Origin of the sequence: Kosakonia arachidis, assembly GCF_900116535.1 — a bacterium.
GTDB lineage: Bacteria > Pseudomonadota > Gammaproteobacteria > Enterobacterales > Enterobacteriaceae > Kosakonia > Kosakonia arachidis.
On the sequence record NZ_FPAU01000003.1, the window covers coordinates 243931 to 258445 of the forward strand.

Consider the following 14515-nt stretch of genomic DNA (forward strand, 5'->3'; position numbering starts at 1 on the left):
CAATGCGAATATTTGTCTACGGCAGTTTACGACGCAAGCAGGGCAACAGCCACTGGATGACCAACGCTCAGTGGCTGGGGGACTTTTGCGTCGAAAATCATCAGCTGTATAGTCTGGGGCATTACCCAGGGGCTGTTGAGGGCGAAGGAAACGTGAAGGGCGAAGTTTATCGCATCGATGCGGCAACACTCGGCGAACTGGATGCCTTACGTACCGCAGGGGGCGAATACAAACGTCAACTGATCCAGACGCCTTATGGCAGCGCCTGGATGTATGTGTATCAGCGTTCGGTTGAGGGAAAAACCTTGATTGAAAGCGGTAACTGGCTCGACAGGGAACAGTACCAAAAGTAATCAGTATTAGAGAACCGCGCCACCTGGCGCGGTTTTTCTTTTACGGGCAGCAGGAATTTTTCGCTGGATGGCTCCCGATCAACGCTTAATACAGAATGTTGCGGAGAGCTAACCGGATAAGGCCGAGCCACCATCCGGCATTCATGATGCGTAGCCATAAAAAAGCCCCGGCTACATAAGCGTACCGGGGCTTTTTCATTAAACCGTATTATTTTTTGGCAGCGCGTTCGAAGGAGGCAACGATTTCCGCTTTCGCGGCTTCAGCGTTGTCCCAACCATCCACTTTCACCCATTTGCCTTTTTCGAGATCTTTGTAGTGCTCGAAGAAGTGGGTGATCTGCGCTTTCAGCAGTTCCGGCAGATCGTTCACATCTTTAATGTGATCGTACTCTTTGCTCAGTTTAGTGTGCGGAACAGCAACCAGTTTCGCATCTTCGCCAGATTCGTCGGTCATTTTCAGTACGCCAACCGGGCGGCAGCGGATCACAGAGCCTGGCTCCAGCGGGTACGGTGTCGGTACCAGCACGTCAACCGGGTCACCATCCAGGGAGAGGGTGTGGTTGATGTAACCGTAGTTGCACGGATAGAACATCGCGGTAGACATGAAACGGTCAACGAACAGTGCGCCGCTTTCTTTGTCAACTTCATATTTGATCGGGTCAGCGTTAGCCGGGATTTCGATAACCACGTAGATATCTTCTGGCAGATCTTTACCCGCCGGGACGTTCAATAAGCTCATGTTTGTTTCCTTTAAAATGTGTGGCAAACAAGTGCCGGGTATTATAGCCAACTGGCGGTGAATGTCTTCGCCTGTTTTAACTTACTCACACATTTTCAGTGCGTTTTGTTTTCCCTTTTTGTGACAGTTTTGTCCATAACAATAGCAGCATCCTGAATAATTTTGTGGAAGCGATTACAGCGAGATTTTTCACCACACTGCAACAGTTAAATTTCCGTAAGATCAAGAGCAGATTTAGGGTACATAAGAGTGCGCCATTTCGCGTGCCAGATCGCAACTGGGAATCAACAATTCATTCACTTTTCCAATTTGTGATGTAACGCATTCTGTTACATCACGAATTGTCTATAGTTTTCTCCGCAGGTGAAGTTGTAGCCAACAATAACCCTACGAGGATGCTCTTATGTGGAAGCGCTTACTTCTTGTCACAGCAGTTTCGGCAGCCATGTCGTCTATGGCGATGGCCGCCCCTTTAACCGTAGGATTTTCGCAGGTCGGATCAGAATCCGGCTGGCGAGCCGCTGAAACTAACGTCGCGAAAAGCGAAGCCAGCAAACGCGGTATTACGCTGAAAATCGCCGACGGTCAGCAAAAGCAGGAAAACCAGATCAAAGCCGTACGTTCGTTTATCGCTCAGGGCGTGGACGCCATCTTTATTGCGCCAGTGGTGGCAACGGGCTGGGAGCCGGTACTAAAAGAAGCGAAAGATGCCAAAATTCCGGTGTTCCTGCTCGATCGCTCCATCGATGTTAAAGATAAATCGCTCTATATGACTACCGTCACCGCCAACAATATTCTTGAAGGTAAGTTGATTGGCGAATGGCTGGTGAAAACCGTGGATGGCAAACCGTGTAATGTCGTCGAACTGCAAGGCACCGTCGGTGCCAGCGTAGCGATCGATCGTAAGAAAGGGTTTGCCGAAGCTATTTCTAAAGCCCCGAACATTAAGATCATCCGTTCGCAATCCGGCGACTTTACCCGTAGTAAGGGTAAAGAGGTCATGGAGAGCTTCATCAAGGCGGAAAACAACGGCAAAAACATCTGCATGGTTTACGCCCATAACGATGACATGGTGATCGGTGCGATTCAGGCGATCAAAGAAGCGGGCCTGAAACCAGGCAAAGATATCCTGACCGGCTCCATTGACGGCGTACCGGATATCTACAAAGCGATGATAGACGGCGAAGCCAATGCCAGTGTCGAATTGACGCCGAACATGGCTGGCCCGGCTTTCGACGCGTTAGAGAAATTCAAAAAAGACGGCACCCTGCCACCGAAGCTGACTATCACCAAATCCACCCTCTATCTGCCGGATACGGCAAAAGAGGAGCTGGAGAAAAAGAAAAATATGGGTTACTGAGTCGCAAAAACCCTCTCCCCATCGGGGAGAGGGTAATGGTTTAAGGGGTCGACAATGAACGCGGAAGCACACCAGGAAATCCTGCGTACCGAAGGCTTAAGTAAATTCTTTCCCGGCGTAAAAGCGCTCGATAACGTGGATTTCAGCCTGCGGCGTGGCGAGATCATGGCGCTGCTTGGGGAAAATGGCGCCGGGAAATCAACGCTGATTAAGGCGCTAACCGGTGTTTATCATGCTGATAAAGGGGCTATCTGGCTTGAAGGTCAGCAGATCAACCCCAAAAACACTGCCCATGCACAGCAACTCGGCATCGGTACCGTGTACCAGGAAGTGAACCTGCTACCGAATATGTCGGTGGCGGACAATTTATTTATTGGCCGCGAACCGCGGCGTTTTGGTTTGCTGCGCCGCAAAGAGATGGAGAAACGCGCGACCGATCTGATGGCGTCTTACGGTTTCTCGCTGGATGTGCGCGAGCCGCTCAATCGTTATTCGGTGGCGATGCAACAGATCGTCGCGATCTGCCGTGCCATCGATCTGTCAGCCAAAGTGCTGATCCTCGATGAACCGACCGCCAGCCTTGATACCCAGGAAGTGGAGATGCTGTTTACGCTGATGCGCCAGCTTCGCGATCAGGGCGTCAGCCTGATTTTCGTCACCCACTTTCTCGATCAGGTTTATGAAGTTAGCGATCGCATTACTGTACTGCGTAATGGCGGTTTTGTTGGCTGTCGCGAAACCCATGAGTTGCCGCAAATCGAGCTGGTGAAAATGATGCTGGGCCGCGAACTGGACAGCAATGCGCTTCAGCGCGCAGGACGTACGCTGTTGAGCGATAAACCGGTTGCAGCGTTCAGCGGCTATGGCAAAAAAGGCGTCATCACGCCGTTTGATCTGGAAGTGCGTCCTGGCGAAATCGTCGGCCTGGCCGGGCTGTTGGGCTCCGGGCGCACCGAAACCGCTGAAGTGATTTTTGGCATCAAACCCGCCGACAGCGGCAACGCGATCATCAAAGGTAAGAGCCAGATACTCCGTTCTCCGCATCAGGCTTCGTGCCTGGGAATCGGTTTTTGCCCGGAAGATCGCAAAACGGATGGCATTATCGCGGCGGCCTCCGTACGTGAAAACATTGTACTGGCGTTGCAGGCACAGCGTGGCTGGCTGCGGCCTATTCCGCGCAAAGAGCAAAACGCGATTGCCGAGCGTTTTATCCGCCAGTTGGGGATCCGTACACCGAGCGCCGAGCAGCCGATTGAGTTTCTCTCCGGTGGCAACCAGCAAAAAGTGCTGCTCTCGCGCTGGCTGCTGACCCGGCCTCAATTTCTGATCCTCGATGAACCGACGCGCGGTATCGACGTCGGCGCACATGCCGAGATCATTCGTTTGATTGAAACCCTCTGCGCCGATGGTCTGGCGCTGCTGGTTATCTCCTCTGAACTGGAGGAGCTGGTGGGCTATGCGGATCGCGTGATCATCATGCGCGATCGCAAACAGGTGGCGGAGATCCCGCTCGCAGAGCTGTCGGTTCCGGCGATCATGAATGCCATTGCGGCGTAAGGAGTAGAGTGTGATGCCTCAAACTGTGGGTCAAACCGGGCAGCCTAAGCGCCGCTTTAACTGGCCCACCGGAACACCCCAGCTTATCGCGCTGGTGCTGGTTCTGGTGGTGGACAGCATGGTCGCGCCCCATTTTTATCAGGTGGTGCTGCAGGATGGTCGCCTGTTCGGTAGCCCGATCGACATCCTTAACCGCGCGGCGCCCGTGGTGTTGCTGGCGATTGGTATGACGCTGGTGATCGCCACTGGCGGCATCGATCTTTCTGTTGGCGCGGTGATGGCGATTGCCGGCGCAACGGCGGCATCGCTCACTGTTTCCGGGCACAGCCTGACGGTGGTACTGCTGGCCGCGCTTGCTACTGGCGTGCTGGCCGGATTGTGGAACGGCATTCTGGTGGCGATCCTCAAGATCCAGCCTTTTGTCGCCACGCTGATCCTGATGGTGGCAGGGCGTGGCGTGGCACAGTTAATCACCTCCGGGCAGATCGTTACCTTTAACGCGCCGTCACTAGCGTGGATCGGCAGCGGATCGCTATTGCTGTTCCCGGCGCCGGTGATTATCGCACTGGTCACGCTGCTGCTGTTCTGGCTGTTTACCCGTAAAACGGCGCTCGGCATGTTTATTGAAGCGGCAGGGATTAATATTCGCGCGGCAAAAAACGCCGGGGTGAATACGCGCAGCGTGGTGATGCTGACCTACGTTTTGAGTGGCGTGTGTGCGGCTATTGCCGGGGTGATCGTCGCTGCGGATATTCGCGGCGCAGATGCCAATAACGCCGGGCTGTGGCTGGAGATGGATGCCATTCTGGCGGTGGTTATTGGCGGTGGCTCGTTAATGGGCGGGCGGTTTAACCTCGTACTCTCGGTGATCGGCGCGCTGATTATTCAGGGTATGAATACCGGGATTTTGCTCTCCGGTTTCCAGCCGGAACTCAACCAGGTTGTAAAAGCGGTGGTGGTGATGTGTGTACTGATTGTCCAGTCGCCGCGCTTTATTGCGCTGATTAAAGGAGTACGCGGTCATGATAAAACGTAATTTGCCGCTGATGATAACGTTAGGCGTGTTTGTGCTCGGTTACCTCTACTGCCTGACGCAGTTTCCCGGTTTCGCCTCGACGCGTGTGATATGTAATATCCTGACGGATAACGCCTTTCTGGGAATCATCGCCGTTGGTATGACCTTTGTGATCCTCTCTGGCGGTATCGATTTGTCCGTCGGCTCAGTGATCGCCTTCAGCGGTGTCTTTCTGGCAAAAGCGATCGGTGACTGGGGGATTTCGCCGCTGCTCGCTTTCCCGATTATTTTACTGATGGGCTGCGCTTTCGGCGCGTTTATGGGGTTGCTGATCGATGCGTTAAAAATCCCGGCATTTATCATCACCCTCGCGGGGATGTTCTTCCTGCGTGGCGCCAGTTATCTGCTCTCGGAAGAATCGATTCCGATTAATCACCCGATCTATGATTCGCTCTCCAGCCTCGCGTGGATGATCCCCGGCGGCGGACGCTTGAGCGCTATGGGATTATTAATGTTAATGGTGGTGGTAGTGGGGATTTTCCTTGCTCATCGCACCCGTTTTGGCAATGAAGTGTATGCCATTGGTGGCAACGCGACGTCGGCGAACCTGATGGGGATCTCCACCCGCAGCACCACCATTCGCATCTATATGCTTTCTACTGGCCTTGCGACGCTGGCGGGCATTGTCTTCTCGATTTATACCCAGGCCGGTTATGCACTGGCGGGCGTAGGTGTGGAACTGGATGCCATTGCCTCGGTGGTAATCGGCGGGACATTGCTTAGCGGCGGCGTCGGTACGGTGTTGGGAACGCTGTTTGGCGTGGCGATTCAGGGGCTGATCCAGACCTATATTAACTTCGATGGGACGCTCAGCTCGTGGTGGACGAAAATCGCCATCGGTATCCTGTTGTTTATTTTTATCGCGTTGCAACGCGGGCTGACGGTGCTGTGGGAAAACCGTCAAAGCTCTCCTGTAACACGCATTAACACAACGGCAATAAAGTGATAACATATTGAAATAATTAGTTTCTCCTAAAGTAAATCCGGTAGCGGCCGATAACTGACGAAATGGGCTTAATTTACGCCGAGAAGTATCACTGCTACCGGAATTCACATCATGCTTAAAATGCTTTCGATCCGTACTGGTTTACTTTCTATACTGGCCGTTATGACTCTGCTGCTGCTGTTGGTCAGCGGCATCGGGGTGTATGCACTCAATAAAAGCTCCTCGTCACTGGAGCGAATTAGTCAACTTCAGGGCGAAAAAATGGCGCGCCTGAGTGAGGGGTACACGCTGATTTTGCGGGCGCGTAACGAAGCCGGTCAGGCGGTGCGGATGATGGAAGTGGGGTTACTTGATGACGCTGCGAAATCCGTCAAGCAGATCAACGGTGAAATTGCGCAGGGTGAAGCGTCCCTCAGCAACGTGATCGCCGCCGGTGTCGATGATGAGCAGGGTTCCGCTCTGCTTGCCGGAGTGGCGAAAAGCTACGGCGATTACGTGAATCAGGGTATTAAACCGATGCAGGATGCACTGAATCAGCAGAGCGTGGATGCCTACTACGATTTGCTGGAAAACAAACTGATCCCCATTTCCCGCCAGTTCGACAATGACATACAGGCCTTCCAGCAGTGGGGCGAAACGCGCGGCAGAGCGGAAGTGGACGCCGTACAGAGCCGCAAACATGTTGTGATGCTGCTGATTCTGGTGGTGGCGCTGTTGGTGGCCGGGATGATCGTTCTGGCCTGGCTGGCGCTGCGCCATATGCTGCTGAAACCGCTGGATCGCGCTATCGAACAGCTTGAGCAGGTTGCGGCTGGCAATTTGATCGCGGTAAAAACCGAGGTGAGCAGTAAAGAGTTTAACCGTCTGAACGTGGCCATCGAAGAGATGCGCCACTCGCTGATCAGCTCCGTCACCCGTGTTCGCGATGCCAGCGCACAAATCGATACAGGCAGCCGCGAACTGGCCGCTGGCAACGTCGATCTGTCACAGCGCACGGAATCAACGGCGACATCGCTTGAACAAACGGCAGCCAGCATGGAGCAGATCACCGCGACAGTGAAACTGAACGCCGACAACGCCGATCAGGCGCATAAACTGGCTAAAACCGTTTCTGATACCGCCGATCGTGGCAGTGAGATGGTATGCTATGTGATTGAAAAAATGCGCGAAATCTCCAGCAGTTCCGATCGCATCGCCGATATTCTCAGCGTGATTGATGCCATTGCCTTCCAGACCAATATCCTTGCGTTGAACGCCGCGGTCGAAGCGGCGCGCGCGGGAGAGCAGGGGCGTGGTTTCGCGGTGGTTGCCGGGGAAGTGCGTAATCTTGCCAGCCGTAGTGCCGAATCGGCGAAAGAGATCCGCCATCTTATAAGCAGCTCGCAGTCACAGGTGTCTGAAGGCAGCGATCTGGCGATGCAGGCGGGTGAAACGATGGATGAAATCGCTGAAGAAGTACTGCGTATGACCAAACTGATGCGCGAAATCGCCAACGCATCGCAGGAGCAGAGTCGGGGTATCGAGCAGGTCAATATCGCGGTCAGTCAGATGGATGAAACTGCGCAGCAGAACGCGGCGCTGGTACAACAATCGTCTGCCGCGACCCGTTCGCTGGAAGATCAGTCGCGCGAGCTGCTGCAAGCGATGGCATTATTCCGTCTGCAAACCCAGGGATAATCGAAGGAAGAGAAATGGGTGTTTGTATTCAATGTGATAACGAAGCGTTGAAAAACAGCGATTATTGCGCGGTATGTGAAGAGCGAGAATTTAAAAAGATCCGTGGCTGGCTGTTTGTACCGGCGATTGGCCTGCTGGTGTCGCTGATTGCGATCATTGCCTCCATTAATACCACCACAAAAGTGTTGATGGAGCATTACAGTGCCATCGCCACTGGGCCGAAAGTGCTGCTGATTTACGAACTGGTTTTCTATATCGCCATGTTTGCTTATTCGCTGTTTGTTTGCAGCCTGTTTTTCCAGAAAAAGCGTCAGCTTCCTCGCTTTTATATTGGTTTCCTGCTGATTTGGCTGCTTTTTTATGGCGTTGATTTATTGCTGGCGCACTACCTTATTGCGCTGCCATACATCTTCGAAACTGTGAAGGCGTTGATCCGCAATGTGATAAGCACAGCGATTTGGGTGCCGTATTTCCTCATTTCTGAGCGTGTCAAACGGACTTTTGTGCGCTAAAAAAGCGCCACAGGTGTGGCGCTTTACTACCCTTTCCCTGCACTTACGCGTCCGGAAATTCACGCATAAAACGTTCTACATCATCAACCATGTGCTCATTGCCGACGAAGAAGGGACGGCGCTGGTGCAGGCTTTCCGGTTGAATGTCCAGAATGCGCTCTTTCCCGTCGCTCGCTTTGCCGCCCGCCTGTTCAGCGAGGAACGCCATCGGATTGCATTCATACAGCAGACGCAGTTTCCCTTGCGGGTGGCTTGCAGTACTTGGGTAGAGGTAGATGCCGCCTTTTAGCAGATTGCGGTGGAAATCTGCCACCAGCGAGCCGATATAGCGCGTGGTATACGGACGGTGGGTCTCTTTATCCTCTTGCTGGCAGAACTTCAGGTACTTTTTCACACCCTGCGGGAATTTGATGTAGTTACCTTCGTTGATGGAGTAGGTATTGCCATGCTCCGGGAACTTCATACGTTCCTGGCACAGGCAGAAAACGCCGAGTGATGGATCGTATGTAAAGGCGTGAACACCGCAGCCAGTGGTGTAAACCAGCATAGTGGACGAACCGTAGACCACATAACCCGCAGCAACCTGTTTGTTGCCCGGTTGCAGGAAATCTTCTTCCGTAACCGGCGTGCCGACGGGAGTCACGCGGCGGTAAATAGAGAAAATGGTTCCGACAGAGACGTTGACGTCGATGTTCGATGAGCCATCAAGAGGATCCATCAGCACCACGTATTTGGCGTGTTCACAACCTTCGAAAACGACAATTTCGTCCTCTTCTTCAGAAGCGATACCGGCCACGATATCGCGCGCGCGAAGTGCAGCTTTCAGTTTTTCGTTTGCGAACAGGTCGAGTTTTTGTTGCTCCTCACCCTGGACGTTTTCAGCACCGCTTGCACCCAGGATATCGACCAGTCCGGCCTTATTGATATCGCGATGAATGATCTTGGCGCCCAGTTTTATCGCCGACAGCAAAGCAGTTAATTCACCGGTGGCGTGTGAGAATTCGTGCTGCTTTTCGACAATAAATTCACCTAACGTTTTCATAACACTTTCCCTGCATGTATATGGAGTAAAGCGATCTTGTCCTGAAGGTTTCAGGTTGCTGTGACAGCAAGTTCCGGATAGCAAACAGCCTGAACCTTAACAGCCAGCGCTTTCGATGTTGAAAGCGTGACGGACTTACAACAATACTAACAAAGATTCAACAGTCCGTGCTCAGGTGAATCGCGCCAGCAGTATGGGGATTATCCTGAAATACTGTTCTCAGACGTTAAACATATGCGTAAAATGTGCGCCAGTTTTGGAAAGGATAAAAACGTATGCGCATTCATATTTTGGGGATTTGTGGCACTTTCATGGGCGGCCTGGCCTTGCTGGCGCGTTCGCTGGGACATCAGGTTACGGGCTCCGACGCCAATATTTACCCGCCGATGAGTACGATGCTTGAAAAGGAAGGCATTGAGCTGATTGAAGGTTATGACGCAGGCCAGCTCGATCCTGTACCGGATTTGGTGATTATCGGCAACGTCATGAAGCGCGGTAATCCATGCGTGGAAGCTGTGCTGGAGAAAAACATTCCGTTTATGTCCGGCCCGCAGTGGCTGCACGACTTTGTCCTGCGCGATCGCTGGGTAGTCGCCGTTGCCGGTACGCACGGCAAAACCACAACCGCCGGGATGGCAACCTGGATCCTCGAAGCCTGCGGCTACAAGCCAGGCTTTGTTATTGGCGGGGTACCGGGAAACTTTGAGGTTTCTGCGCGTCTGGGCGAGAGCCCTTTCTTTGTCATCGAAGCTGATGAGTATGACTGCGCGTTCTTCGACAAGCGTTCCAAATTCGTTCATTACTGCCCGCGCACGCTGATTCTGAATAACCTTGAGTTCGATCATGCGGATATTTTTGACGACCTGAAGGCGATTCAGAAGCAGTTCCACCATCTGGTGCGCATCGTGCCGGGACAGGGGAAAATCATCTGGCCGGAAAACGATATCAACCTGAAGCAGACCATGGCGATGGGCTGCTGGAGCGAGCAGGAACTGGTGGGCGAACAGGGCCACTGGCAGGCGAAGAAACTGACCACCGATGCCTCAAGCTGGGAAGTCTGGCTGGACGGGGCATGCGTCGGACAGGTGAACTGGGGGCTGGTGGGCGAGCACAACATGCATAACGGTTTGATGGCCATTGCCGCCGCGCGCCATGTCGGCGTTGCACCGGCCGATGCCGCCAGTGCGCTGGGCTCGTTTATCAATGCCCGCCGTCGCCTGGAGCTGCGCGGGGAAGCGAATGGTGTAACGGTGTATGACGATTTCGCGCACCACCCGACAGCGATACTCGCCACGCTGGCCGCGCTGCGCGGCAAAGTCGGCGGTACGGCGAAAATCATCGCCGTGCTGGAACCGCGTTCCAACACAATGAAAATGGGTATTTGCAAAGACGATCTGGCCCCATCGTTGGGACGCGCTGATGAAGTGTTCCTGTTGCAGCCGCAACACATTCCGTGGCAGGTAGCTGAAGTAGCGGATGCCTGCGTACAGCCTGCTCACTGGAGCGCGGATGTCGATACGCTGGCGGAGATGATCATCAAAACTGCACATCCTGGCGATCACATTCTGGTGATGAGCAACGGCGGTTTCGGTGGTATTCACCAGAAGCTGCTTGATGGCTTAGCGAAAAAAGCTGAGGCCAAAGCAGAAAAGTTCTGACGGCTGGCTGAAATAAAAAAACCGCGACCGGGAAACCGGCGCGGTTTTTTTTATGGCTGCGGATTACTCTTTTGCCATCGGCGTGTCGATAGTTTGCGGCGTTTTGCTGCCCTGAATCTCTTTCACGCGTTTCTCTACGTCCGCCACCTGTGAACTGTTATGCAGCAAAGTATAAGTCAGATCGAAGTGTGCACTCTGGCCCGGTTGCAGCTGTTTCACGCGTTTTTGCGCGCGCTCAATGGTGACCGGATAGGCATAGCTGGTGCCCGGCTCAATTCCGGTTACATAGCCCTGTTTTTCCGTATCGGTGTTTTTCCACATTGTCAGTACCGGTAGTTGTGCGGTGTTATAGTTAATTGCCACCCCTTTATCGCCCGCTTTGTTCACCAGCGCGGCCACCGTCTGTTTACTGGCATCGGCCAGCGGTTTGATATTAAACACCATCTCGTCGAAGCCTTTGGTCGGCCCGGCGTAGGTTTGCCACTCTTTCAGGCCGCCTTTGGCGTAGTCATTGAAGGGGCTGACATTTTCATACGGCGTTATAAAACGCGCGCCTTGCTCGAGAATCGGTTTGCTGAAGTTGCTGTGATAGATAATTTGATAATCGTGTGGGTAATCCGCGTGGTTGGTCAGCACATCATGCAGGCTGAAGCTGTTGCTGCCAGGAATATAGCGCAGCTCCGTCTCTGTTTGCAGATCCACTTTTTTAAAGGCGCTTTCTTTTACCAGCCCGCGAATACGAATTTCATAAGGCGCTGTTTCGCTGACATCAACCGAAACCTGTGACGCTGGCGTGTTGCCCGCTTTGCCATGCAGGGTATAGATCTGCCCGTCAGCGGTGACCGGATGGCCAGTCCATTCATAACCACAGCGCACCACCATCTCGTTGAAACCTTCCAGCCAGCCCAGGCCGTTGCGGCTTTCGAGGTTAATAAATGCCGGGTTGACTACCTCTTTAACCGGTGAATTCCAACCCAGATGTACGCCAAAACCGTCGGCGTAAAGCAAATTCATGCCGCGGGTCGGGCTAAGGGCAATAGTGAGGCCGTTTTTGCTGCTCAGTTTAATGACTTTACTGCCTTCCTGCTTACCACCGTGCAGTACCACTTGCTCAATGCTGAATGGCTGATCTTTGATGTTCAGCTGATCGCTGGTGATCCGCCAGTTTCCTTGCTCTGTAGAGCCATCAGCACTTGTCAGCACCCAGGTTTTCGCCATTGCCGGGCCAGAGATAAGTAGTGCAATAGCGGAAAGTATTACTGTCTTTTTCATCGTGTCATCCTTTTTAGCTGAATCGATTATGGTCACTACAGCGAAAATCTACGTTTTGCGCTGCGGAGAAAATGTGATCCGATTCATCTGATGAAAAAGAGTGCAGATTCATATATGAAAAGCGAACATTGATCTCATTTATGAGAGAAATGAAACATATATCTATAATAGATTTGTGATCGGTGAAGATTTTAGCTTTAACGATTCAGCTGACCAGTTATGTTTTATAAAGGAGATGAAGAAAAAGGCGGGGGAAAATCCCTCCCCTGGCGGAGAGGGTTATCACAGGGTGATTACTGTTCGCTGGTTTCGGCCAGTTCGCGCAGATACTGGAAAATCAAACGCGCGGATTTTGGCGGTTTGTTGCCTTCTTTCTCTTTCTGCGCATTGCGGATAAGCGAACGCAGTTGCTGGCGGTCGGCGTCCGGCCACAGGTTCAGTACTTCCGGCACCGCATCGTCGCCCTCTTCGATCAGACGATCGCGAATCTGCTCCAGCTTATGGAAAAACGCCACCTGCTGGTTGTGACGGTTTTTCAGCTTATCCAGAGCCTGACGAATAGGATCCACGTCGCGTTGACGCAGCAGTTTACCGATCAACTGCAACTGGCGGCGGCGGCCTTCTTTCTTGATGCGCTGAGCCAGTTCAATGGCGTCACGCAGATCCTGGTCAAGCGGGAGTTTATCCAGCGAGTTTTTCCCCAGATCTACCATTTCCGCGCCAAGCTGCTTTAACTCTTCAGCATCACGCTTAATTTCACTTTTACTGACCCAGATAATCTCATCATCTTCGTCTTCAATATCATTACCGGGCACGTCATCGAGCCAGTCGTCGGGCTGCTTTGTCATCTCAGGCTCCTTAAAAAAGAGGCTAATGTTACCAGTTAAGGCGCACACTGAAAAACGGTTCTCTGTTAGACTTCAAAGATTCTCTCCCTTAATTATGGCATTGGCGATGAAAGTAATCACACAAGTTGCACAACAACGCAAAACGCTGGAAGACGCGGTTTCCACGGCACTGGAGCTGGCCTCCGGGAAAGCGGACGGTGCGGAAGTGGCGGTCAGCAAAACTACCGGGATTGGCGTCAGCACGCGCTACGGTGAAGTGGAGAATGTAGAATTTAATAGCGACGGCGCGCTGGGGATCACCGTTTATCACCAGAACCGCAAAGGCAGCGCGTCATCCACCGATCTCAGCCCGGATGCCATCGCGCGTACGGTGCAGGCTGCGCTGGATATTGCCCGCTATACCTCGCCGGATCCTTACGCGGGCGTGGCAGACAAAGAGTTACTGGCCTTCGACGCGCCGGATCTCGATCTTTTCCACCCAGCGGAAGTGACGCCGGATGAAGCGATTGAGTGGGCAGCTCGCGCTGAACAAACTGCGCTGAAAGCTGACAAACGCATCACCAATACCGAAGGCGGCAGCTTCAACAGCCACTACGGCATCAAAGTTTTCGGTAATAGCCTCGGTATGCTGCAAAGCTACTGCTCTACCCGTCATTCGCTGTCGAGCTCCGTGATTGCTGAAGAGAACGGCGAAATGGAGCGCGATTATGCGTATACCATTGGCCGCGATATCAACGACCTGAAAACGCCCGAGTGGGTAGGTGAAGAGTGTGCTAAGCGCACGCTGTCGCGCCTTTCGCCGCGTAAACTGCCGACCATGAAAGCGCCAGTGATTTTCGGTCATGAAGTGTCAACGGGACTGTTCGGTCATCTGGTGGGCGCGATCGCGGGCGGCGCAGTGTATCGTAAATCGACTTTCCTGCTCGACTATCTCGGCAAGCAGATCCTGCCGGAATGGTTGACCATTGAAGAGCATCCGCACCTGCGTAAAGGGCTGGCTTCGACGCCGTTCGACAGCGAAGGTGTACGTACCGAACGCCGCGACATCATTAAAGATGGCGTGTTGATGCAGTGGCTGCTGACCAGCTACTCCGCGCGTAAACTGGGGCTGAAAAGCACCGGCCATGCAGGCGGTATTCACAACTGGCACATTGCCGGACGTGGCCTGAGCTTTGAGCAGATGCTAAAAGAGATGGGCACCGGTCTGGTGGTAACTGAACTGATGGGCCAGGGCGTGAGTGGTATTACCGGCGATTATTCCCGTGGTGCTTCCGGTTTCTGGGTAGAAAATGGCGAAATTCAGTATCCGGTGAGCGAAATCACCATTGCCGGCAACTTAAAAGAGATGTGGCGCAATATTGTTACCATCGGTGACGATATTGAACAACGTAGTAACATTCAGTGTGGTTCAGTGTTGTTACCGGAGATGAAAATCGCCGGACAATAACATTACTCCGTGGCGCAATGCAGTGCGCC

At 53.1% G+C, this 14515-nt stretch carries 13 protein-coding genes; 9 read left to right on the forward strand and 4 right to left on the reverse strand.

Annotation, left to right across the window (positions count from 1 at the left end):
- Positions 1 to 2 precede the first annotated feature (2 nt).
- Complete coding sequence (locus BM427_RS12715; protein WP_090122058.1) at positions 3 to 353, forward strand: gamma-glutamylcyclotransferase family protein; 351 nt, start codon at positions 3 to 5, stop codon at positions 351 to 353.
- Between the two features lie 208 nt (positions 354 to 561).
- On the opposite strand, the gene ppa is transcribed toward BM427_RS12715, so the two are convergent.
- Positions 562 to 1092, reverse strand: coding sequence for an inorganic diphosphatase (gene ppa, locus BM427_RS12720; RefSeq protein WP_023478348.1), 531 nt, complete (start codon positions 1090 to 1092; stop codon positions 562 to 564).
- 403 nt (positions 1093 to 1495) lie between these two features.
- Here ppa and ytfQ point away from each other — a divergent pair, with 403 nt between their 5' ends.
- From ytfQ to BM427_RS12750, 6 genes are all read left to right on the forward strand, one after another.
- Complete coding sequence (gene ytfQ / locus BM427_RS12725) at positions 1496 to 2452, forward strand: galactofuranose ABC transporter substrate-binding protein YtfQ (RefSeq protein ID WP_090122059.1); 957 nt, start codon at positions 1496 to 1498, stop codon at positions 2450 to 2452.
- A gap of 54 nt (positions 2453 to 2506) precedes the next feature.
- Positions 2507 to 4009 carry a galactofuranose ABC transporter, ATP-binding protein YtfR gene (gene ytfR / locus BM427_RS12730; RefSeq protein ID WP_090122060.1) on the forward strand — a complete coding sequence of 501 codons (1503 nt, stop codon included), beginning with the start codon at positions 2507 to 2509 and terminating at the stop codon, positions 4007 to 4009.
- A 13-nt stretch (positions 4010 to 4022) separates the two neighbouring features.
- A complete protein-coding gene (ytfT, locus tag BM427_RS12735) occupies positions 4023 to 5045 on the forward strand; it encodes a galactofuranose ABC transporter, ATP-binding protein YtfT (protein WP_425280070.1) in 1023 nt (340 codons plus the stop codon).
- Positions 5032 to 6030, forward strand: a complete 999-nt coding sequence (gene yjfF, locus BM427_RS12740; protein ID WP_090122063.1) for a galactofuranose ABC transporter, permease protein YjfF — start codon at positions 5032 to 5034, stop codon at positions 6028 to 6030. Before ytfT ends, yjfF begins: the two co-directional genes overlap by 14 nt.
- A gap of 111 nt (positions 6031 to 6141) precedes the next feature.
- The gene (locus BM427_RS12745; protein WP_090122065.1) at positions 6142 to 7707 is read left to right on the forward strand and encodes a methyl-accepting chemotaxis protein; all 1566 of its coding nucleotides are present in this window, start codon (positions 6142 to 6144) and stop codon (positions 7705 to 7707) included.
- A 14-nt stretch (positions 7708 to 7721) separates the two neighbouring features.
- Positions 7722 to 8219 (forward strand): DUF2569 domain-containing protein, encoded by a 498-nt coding sequence (locus BM427_RS12750; RefSeq protein WP_090122066.1) that lies wholly within the window; start codon positions 7722 to 7724, stop codon positions 8217 to 8219.
- Positions 8220 to 8262: 43 nt separating this feature from the next.
- Here the strand turns inward: BM427_RS12750 and fbp are convergent, their stop codons facing one another.
- Complete coding sequence (gene fbp, locus BM427_RS12755; RefSeq protein WP_090122068.1) at positions 8263 to 9261, reverse strand: class 1 fructose-bisphosphatase; 999 nt, start codon at positions 9259 to 9261, stop codon at positions 8263 to 8265.
- Positions 9262 to 9536: 275 nt separating this feature from the next.
- On the opposite strand from fbp, the gene mpl reads away from it, so the two are divergent.
- Positions 9537 to 10919: a UDP-N-acetylmuramate:L-alanyl-gamma-D-glutamyl-meso-diaminopimelate ligase gene (gene mpl, locus BM427_RS12760; RefSeq protein WP_090122070.1), complete on the forward strand. Its 1383-nt coding sequence runs from the start codon at positions 9537 to 9539 to the stop codon at positions 10917 to 10919.
- Positions 10920 to 10982: 63 nt separating this feature from the next.
- Here the strand turns inward: mpl and BM427_RS12765 are convergent, their stop codons facing one another.
- Both BM427_RS12765 and yjgA read right to left on the reverse strand, forming a co-directional pair.
- Complete coding sequence (locus BM427_RS12765; RefSeq protein WP_090122071.1) at positions 10983 to 12191, reverse strand: aldose 1-epimerase family protein; 1209 nt, start codon at positions 12189 to 12191, stop codon at positions 10983 to 10985.
- 293 nt (positions 12192 to 12484) lie between these two features.
- Positions 12485 to 13039: a ribosome biogenesis factor YjgA gene (gene yjgA, locus BM427_RS12770; RefSeq protein WP_090122073.1), complete on the reverse strand. Its 555-nt coding sequence runs from the start codon at positions 13037 to 13039 to the stop codon at positions 12485 to 12487.
- A 94-nt stretch (positions 13040 to 13133) separates the two neighbouring features.
- Between yjgA and pmbA the strand changes: the two genes are divergently transcribed.
- Positions 13134 to 14486 (forward strand): metalloprotease PmbA, encoded by a 1353-nt coding sequence (gene pmbA / locus BM427_RS12775; RefSeq protein WP_090122074.1) that lies wholly within the window; start codon positions 13134 to 13136, stop codon positions 14484 to 14486.
- Positions 14487 to 14515: the final 29 nt, after the last annotated feature.

Bases quoted from the DNA above. Each gene is read 5' to 3' on its own strand.
- yjgA (WP_090122073.1), bottom strand. From the start codon at position 13,039: ATGACAAAGCAGCCCGACGACTGGCTCGATGACGTGCCCGGTAATGAT.
- ppa (WP_023478348.1), bottom strand. From the start codon at position 1,092: ATGAGCTTATTGAACGTCCCGGCGGGTAAAGATCTGCCAGAAGATATC.
- fbp (WP_090122068.1), bottom strand. From the start codon at position 9,261: ATGAAAACGTTAGGTGAATTTATTGTCGAAAAGCAGCACGAATTCTCA.
- BM427_RS12715 (WP_090122058.1), top strand. From the start codon at position 3: ATGCGAATATTTGTCTACGGCAGTTTACGACGCAAGCAGGGCAACAGC.
- mpl (WP_090122070.1), top strand. From the start codon at position 9,537: ATGCGCATTCATATTTTGGGGATTTGTGGCACTTTCATGGGCGGCCTG.
- pmbA (WP_090122074.1), top strand. From the start codon at position 13,134: ATGGCATTGGCGATGAAAGTAATCACACAAGTTGCACAACAACGCAAA.
- BM427_RS12750 (WP_090122066.1), top strand. From the start codon at position 7,722: ATGGGTGTTTGTATTCAATGTGATAACGAAGCGTTGAAAAACAGCGAT.
- BM427_RS12765 (WP_090122071.1), bottom strand. From the start codon at position 12,191: ATGAAAAAGACAGTAATACTTTCCGCTATTGCACTACTTATCTCTGGC.
- yjfF (WP_090122063.1), top strand. From the start codon at position 5,032: ATGATAAAACGTAATTTGCCGCTGATGATAACGTTAGGCGTGTTTGTG.
- ytfT (WP_425280070.1), top strand. From the start codon at position 4,023: ATGCCTCAAACTGTGGGTCAAACCGGGCAGCCTAAGCGCCGCTTTAAC.
- BM427_RS12745 (WP_090122065.1), top strand. From the start codon at position 6,142: ATGCTTAAAATGCTTTCGATCCGTACTGGTTTACTTTCTATACTGGCC.
- ytfR (WP_090122060.1), top strand. From the start codon at position 2,507: ATGAACGCGGAAGCACACCAGGAAATCCTGCGTACCGAAGGCTTAAGT.
- ytfQ (WP_090122059.1), top strand. From the start codon at position 1,496: ATGTGGAAGCGCTTACTTCTTGTCACAGCAGTTTCGGCAGCCATGTCG.